The 3,311-nt window shown below is 41.6% G+C and carries 2 protein-coding genes and 1 pseudogene; 1 reads left to right on the top strand and 2 read right to left on the bottom strand.

Going from position 1 to position 3,311, the window contains the following annotated elements; all coding sequences use genetic code 11:
- A pseudogene (locus VIP81_RS27510) lies at nucleotides 1–722 on the bottom strand (hypothetical protein); the annotation flags it as partial.
- A 500-nt stretch (nucleotides 723–1,222) separates the two neighbouring features.
- Here VIP81_RS27510 and VIP81_RS27505 point away from each other — a divergent pair.
- Nucleotides 1,223–1,567 carry a hypothetical protein gene (locus VIP81_RS27505; protein WP_331968991.1) on the top strand — a complete coding sequence of 115 codons (345 nt, stop codon included), beginning with the start codon at nucleotides 1,223–1,225 and terminating at the stop codon, nucleotides 1,565–1,567.
- A 265-nt stretch (nucleotides 1,568–1,832) separates the two neighbouring features.
- Here the strand turns inward: VIP81_RS27505 and VIP81_RS27500 are convergent, their stop codons facing one another.
- Entirely contained in the window at nucleotides 1,833–2,918 is a 1,086-nt protein-coding gene (locus VIP81_RS27500) for a site-specific integrase (protein WP_331968988.1), read from the bottom strand.
- Between the last annotated feature and the right edge of the window lie 393 nt (nucleotides 2,919–3,311).

Here is a 3,311-nt window from a genome sequence, read left to right as displayed (position 1 = left end):
CGCGCAATGATATAGCTTTCCGGCTGGGCATATTTAAAAGCATTAAGTAAGAGATTGGAAAATATCTGCCTGAGCTTTACAAAATCAATTATACCTTTTGTGCCAGGTCGCATAAAGACATCTCGCTCGATCCGGACATTTTGCAGGTTGCTGAGTATAGAAAACGAGTCGATGCAGGACTGAATAAACGGCTCAACTAACATTTCTTCTTCCGAAATTTTCAGACTGCCATCCATAGCAGGTGAGGAACCTATCATGTTTTCGTAAACAGCAGTTGCATTCAGGGTTATCATTTTGATATAATCAATGTAACTAGCGGCTTCGTTTGAGAAGGAATCATCAGACTGTTTATATGAGTGAATAGAATCTAACGCCTGAATTATTCCGGCAAGCTGCCCTTTTAATTCATGCCCAAGCAAACCTATAAAGTCCTTAGCTGATGATCCGGAAGGTGATTTGCTCTTTGTCTTTTGAGATATGTAGCACGCCTCCATGAACCGTTCCAGCTCTTCCCGAAACCAAATATAATTCAGTGGATCGGGAGCATTGCTGATTAGAATCCGGCTCAACCAGTCGTCAAAAGTTTTCCGGATTTGCGGCAATGGAAAGTCCTCTATAAAGGTTTTTACCACGGTTGCCGGTTGGGAAATTTCAATTTTAGTTAACCGGAACGGTTTACTATGCCATTCCGGGAGCGTCGTTACTAGATTTTGTGTGTTCATAATGCTAGATTTAAAATTGTGAAGGTTAATTGCTATGGTTTGGGCAATAGCGTGTCGGTCGGTTTATGGAAACCGGTTTTTTAAAGACTTTGAAGAAGTGATTTTTCAGCTGAGAGGGCGTATTGCTGAATAGAAAGGTAGGGGCAAAAAAAAGACGTGGACAGTCCCTACCGAATCACTGGGCTACGACACCCCGACACCGAATAGTGACGCCCACGCCAATAGCGTGAGCGCTTTACTCGATCCCCCGGTGTCTCAATTGTCGTAGTTTGTGATTCCGAGAACTAAGCAATACGCTTAATATTTTTGAAGCTGCTAAAGTACACCTTTAGGATGTATTAACAAATAGCCTTAATACCATGACTATACGCTTTTATTGTTATCAGTTAAAGAAATAGTAAGTCCATTCAAAAGGACTAATATTATAAAGATAAGGGAAAAAACGTTTTGATACTCGTACTAGTATCAAAATATTTTTTAGATTTTCCCACTTTACTTCAATGGAAAAGGGGAAGAAATTTTATAAATACAGATTGGGATTAGGTTTGCTTCAATGGATAGCCAACAATAAAGATATTGCAGCCAAAGACAAAGAAGCTGGGAGAAACCTTGTAAAAAGTCTGCGTGGCCTGGAATCTGGCTCTGGTATCAGTTATACAATTATTCAGGGAATTTCAAAGGGACAGAGAAGCCCGGAGTATACTACGTTAGAAACCATTGCAGAAGCCCTAAACACGAAACTAAGTATATTTATTGCATATTGCGAAGCCATACCTGACGCAGAAGTATTGAAGGCAATAGAAAAGGATAGTAAATCTAAAAGCAAAAAGCAGTCAGACAAATAACCTTCATTTCCCCTTCTCAAAAATAATTCACTGCTACGAGCCTACGAAACGCTTCGCCTTTGCTTTGCGACGGCTTGCCCTTCGGGTGTACTGAAAAAAAATCTCCACCCCGCATCATTTTTACTTCACCGGTCATCACTACATAACATTGAGCATTGTACACATTTTGGCTGCCGCAGCCGGGGTCGTATTTTTTTTCAAACACGTTTCTCCGACCTCCGCAGTGAATTGGCTGGTCGCTACGGGATAATGAAGGGCCGCATGTTCATATATTAAGAAAGTACGGCAACAACTCTGGTGTCGGTAGTTGCTCAATTGTTGTTTGCTGATCTGCTGGTCGATGGCGCTTGTACGTTTTCTGAACTTGCTTAGTTGTACTATGTCCCATCAAATAGGCAATTGTCGGATCATCCACCAGCTTATCTTTCAAAAGAATAGCAAAACTCAATCGGGCACAAGACCACGTTATATATTTATCAATACTAGTTGCACTGAACCATTTTACAAGCACCTTATTTGCCCCATCAGCAGTAGGTAGCCGGAAAAGTAAATCTGTGGCAGATTCCCGCCGCTTACCTACGATAATACGCGCAATAGGATGCAACCTTAGGGTAACGGGCAAACCTGTTTTAGCCTGAATGATCCGCGTTGTTAGTTTAATTCCGTTAATCTGCTCCATCCGTAATTGTTTCACATCTACCCAACGCAAACCCGTGTAACAACAAAAAATGAAGGCGTCTTTTACTTCTTCATTGGTACAAGGTGTATTTAGCAATTCCAGATATTCCGGCACTTCCAAATGTTCTTTCAATCTAACACTGGGATTAGATTTTGCGGCTACTTTTCCCGTAGGGTTTATGCGGAAATAGCCATCAGCAGTGGCTGCGGTCAATACCCATTTAAAACGGGTGTAGTAATCGGAGGGCGTTTCACCGGTGTATTTATCTAACAGATACCGGCGGAAGTTCTTGCAGAGATTCTCCGTAACATCAACAGGAGAAATGAATTCCGTATCAAGGAACAACCTGAACTGATTCTGGCTATTCTGCAAATGCCGGTTCCCGTCACGCCTATGGGCGTTCACATATTCCTCATAGTAATCGAGAAAGTTGTCTTTAAACTTATGGGCTGGAATGTAGGCGGTGCCTATAGATTGCTGCTCGATGATAGCCTGACTTTTCTTTACTTCCAGTAATGCCAACGCCTGTTTATTGTGGTTCTTCTGTATCTGATCCTTCGGCTTCGTATATACGAAAACACCGGTGGCAGGGCGTTGACCTTTACCACGTCCAAAGTCATAATAGTAATAGGTTTTATCACCTTTTGTATTCTTTCGCTTTAATAGATTCATACCGCACTATGTTTAAAGGTGAAACTATTGGCACCAATAGTATGCCGTGTCAGTAAGGATTTGAAGCCATTTCCAAAATGGCGAGAAAGTGAGCAAAAGTGAAAGAAAGATTTTTTTTCGTACACAACAGCCTTATTGTCATTCTGCCAAAATGCAGTACTGGCTGGCCGCTCAGGAAAGAGAAGATAATTTTCGTGTGTCATGTCGTGTGTCAATTACGTGTCGCAAATAGTGTGAAAAAGCGGGTAAAAGCGGATCAAGTTGAAAACTTGGGGGATTAGTAGAAAAATAGTTGTTTTGCATCAGATTAGCCAACGACGCACGTGGATCAGAACTTTCGTAAACTTGTAGAGATGCTATTACCCGCGGGGGTTTTAGAGTATTTTGACTTAA

This window comes from Chitinophaga sp., assembly GCF_036566945.1.
GTDB lineage: Bacteria > Bacteroidota > Bacteroidia > Chitinophagales > Chitinophagaceae > Chitinophaga.
Note: the sequence above shows the minus strand (reverse complement) of the source record. Positions and strands in the feature narration are given on the sequence as shown.